This is a genomic window from uncultured Aquimarina sp. (genome assembly GCF_947492115.1).
GTDB lineage: Bacteria > Bacteroidota > Bacteroidia > Flavobacteriales > Flavobacteriaceae > Aquimarina.
Map to the genome: position 1 here is coordinate 1 of NZ_CANLMM010000032.1, position 3,318 is coordinate 3,318.

General features: G+C 32.4%; 3 protein-coding genes and 1 pseudogene. All 4 read right to left on the reverse strand.

The annotated features are described in order from the left end of the window. Window positions 1-725 precede the first annotated feature (725 nt). Complete coding sequence (locus tag Q1A73_RS24365) at window positions 726-1,169, reverse strand: RDD family protein (RefSeq protein WP_299611420.1); 444 nt, start codon at window positions 1,167-1,169, stop codon at window positions 726-728. A gap of 96 nt (window positions 1,170-1,265) precedes the next feature. Continuing rightward, window positions 1,266-2,156, reverse strand: coding sequence for a hypothetical protein (locus Q1A73_RS24370; protein ID WP_299611423.1), 891 nt, complete (start codon window positions 2,154-2,156; stop codon window positions 1,266-1,268). A 111-nt stretch (window positions 2,157-2,267) separates the two neighbouring features. Continuing rightward, window positions 2,268-2,618 (reverse strand): hypothetical protein, encoded by a 351-nt coding sequence (locus tag Q1A73_RS24375; RefSeq protein ID WP_299611425.1) that lies wholly within the window; start codon window positions 2,616-2,618, stop codon window positions 2,268-2,270. Between the two features lie 15 nt (window positions 2,619-2,633). Continuing rightward, window positions 2,634-3,318, reverse strand: a pseudogene (locus Q1A73_RS24380) (hypothetical protein); the annotation flags it as partial.

The following is a 3,318-nucleotide window of genomic DNA, read 5'->3' on the forward strand; positions in this document are numbered from 1 at the left end:
GCCATTTCAGACACAATTTCTTTCTTTTTGTTTAAAGCTTCCATCCATCTTCCCATAATTTTCGTTTTAATGACACAGAACGTTTTATATATGTGTCGTAGCAGAGCAAAATGTTACCCTACTTTTCATTTTTTCTGCGCATTGATTGCTAACTTTTACTTTCTGCAAGCATTGCGCCTTCATAAATATAAAACAACCATTGGATTGATCACTTTGCTGCTATGGCACATATATCGTGTTATCGCGCGTTTATTTTTTCAGTCACCAAGCTTAGCAAACATGCCAGGCAAGGTGATATACCTTGCGTAATTACTCCGTCAACTTTATTTTTCTTTTCTCGCGATCACCTTGCAATCATCGGGTAGGAGACAGGTGTTACCAAATTAGCCTGAACTTTTTTTTATTCCGATTGTGATCAGCCAAAAAAGCGATTTTTTAGCACGTTACTGCTCCGTAATCCTCCTAAATTTTGGTTTTTTCAATCGCTTTTTCTTGAATTAGTCCTTAACCATCACAAATATACTCAGACCATTGGGTGGTTAACCGTTCGTTGCTTTCGTTCTACTTTTTAGATTCCAAAAATGTTGCGATAACGTTCTGTGTATGGCTTGTTGCGGAATTTTCCGAAGGAAGATTCCAATGAAACACTAAGGTAGCAAATCTGCAATGAATTCCGTTTAAGGAATTCAGCCGCAATGAGCTATACACGTTGTTTCCATACGTTTTTATTTTTCCTTTTTAGGTTTTACAACTATTGTTTTCGCAACAATATCTCCAACCCGTTGATTTTTTTCAGAATTATTTATCGTTAGAATTCCAACTAACCCAAAAAAGAACATGTCAATTGGATCAAACAAATGCCTTAATAAAGATTGTCCGAATGATAATTTTTTGGAAATTCCATTTATTGAGATCGGTTTTAATCCTGCAATTGAATTCCCTATAGTAGCTCCGAATATTTGTTCAAGTCCGATCGTCATTATTGCCCAAAACAATATTGGTATCAAAGCGGGTAATCCATTCACAGAATAACCTCCGTCAGAACCCGGTTCTCCGTAAGTATATACATAAGCAGAGAAAAATCCGTAAATAATTAAATAGTCGATAAATCCAGCTAAAATTCTACTTCCAACATTAGATTCCGTTTTCGTATCCGTAGAGTTAGTCATTTATTTAGTTTTGATAATGTATGGTAACGTCTCTTGTATGGTGCGTTTGCTTCCCGAAGGGAGCAAATGAACTATACAAACTATTGTACACTGTTTTTATTTAATTATAAAATCCGAAATATTTAATTTTTCAGATTCCATTTTTTTCTCATTTAATATTCGGTCAAAAGGAATCCATCCTTTTTTGGTCAATTCTTTAGAAACTCTTTCCGCATATGAATGAGCAAAGTTTTCTTTTTCTTGTGAAGGTATTTTATCATAGTCAGCCCAAAAATCATATTCATAGTCTTTTCTTGATGGTCTCTCCACTTTTTCTAAATACTCAACATAATGTCCAACTTCGTGAATAAATGTCCGATAAAGCATCGTATTTCTTAATCCATTAATTGTTGGATGAATAGTGAAATCCCTTTTACTTTCGACCATTTTATGTCCATCACTAAATAATCTTTCGAATTCCTTTCTATCTTCGTTTTTTAGAGATTTGGACCACTTTATTTTTCTGTCAAAGTCAAAAGATTCCAACATTATGGCAGCTCCTTCGTGTTTATCAATTTCTACAAAATAGTTTAGTCTTCCCCAAACAGGTTTTAAAGTTTCTTCTCGTCTTTTAGGTTGTCTTAAAACAATTAAATTTAAGCCTTCCAAATCCTTTGGATTGAGTAGTTCAATAATTTTCGAAATATCATCTACAGTACAAGGATGGATACTATTCTTTCGGGTTTTTTCTACAAGAAATTTGTATTGTTTACCGTATATATTTCTTTTAACAACAGTATATTCCTCAAGTTTCTCCCAAAATATTCGAAGGTCATTCCAACTATTAGAAATTACATTCCGATTATTTTGTCCATAGCCTTGTTTGGCTGTTCCGATATTTTTATTTCTTCTTGTTGGATTAAACATTTTCGTCAATAGTGTACAACGTTTTATATATGTGTCGTAGCAGAGCAAAATGTTACCTTGCTTTTTGATTTTTCTACGCATTGGTTGTTAACTTTTATTTTCCGCAATCAGTGAACCTTACCAAAAATACAAGAACCAATCGATTGATCACTTTGCTGCTATGACACATATATGTTGTTGTGCAACGTTTTTTTATTCAGATTTTAATTTATTGAACTTGATTTCTATTCTTTCAGGTCTGTCTAAATACTCAATATATTTATTGTTGTAATAGGCTCTTTTACCAACTATAGGAATTGAGTCATAATAATTAAAATTAATGGAATCTTTTTCAATAACAGCCTTTCCTTTCCATATTTTACTTGTTGTAATTCCACTTAATTCAAATTCAAAAGTACTATCCTTGAATACTGTCAGATGTATATGTCCGAGAGGAGCTTCTCTATGTGCATAGAGAATAATATTTTCCATATTAGGTTTTCTAAAGCAAGAAGCTAAAGTTGTTAAAACTCCAATTATAATTACTAGTTTTTGAATATTCATAATTTACAACGTATTCTACTTATTTTTTAATCCGACTACATCTTTCCGTATTTCTTTCCGCCAATTTTTTCCGTATTTCTTGTCAAGATATTCAAAAACAGTTTTGTTGTATTCATAAAGACTTTCTTCAGGAACTGCTTCGCATCCAAATTCTACAAAATTTAGGTTGTATTTTTTAGAGAATTTTTCGTCAGACTGATAGACAATTGGAGCTATCCCTCCAGATAATAATAAATTAATTTTTCCAACCTTAATATGATCAAGAGCTTGCTGTCTGTCAATTCCAAGATTAGGTTTGAGTATAATATTCAGGTTAATATTTTTTCCACTAATTATATTTATTATAGTGTCCAATGGTTTATAACCCATCGCGATAGTTTCAATCCTTTCTATACTATCTCCGGGCCTCAAATTATAAACATATTTGAATTCTCCATTTTCACTTGTTGAAGCACCTCTTGATCTAGAATCAAAAGAAACAATAACATCAGATAATGGCTTGTTGTTAACAGAGGAGTAAACTATTCCACTTATCTCTACAGTATTTTCCTTTTCAGATTGAGCAATACTGGACAGAGTGATAAAAAAGAATAATATGTTTAAAATTTTTGTCATATGTTGTACAACGTTTAATATATGTGTCGTAGCAGGGCAAAATGTTACCCTGCTTTTGGTTTTTTTTGCGCATTGGTTGCTAACT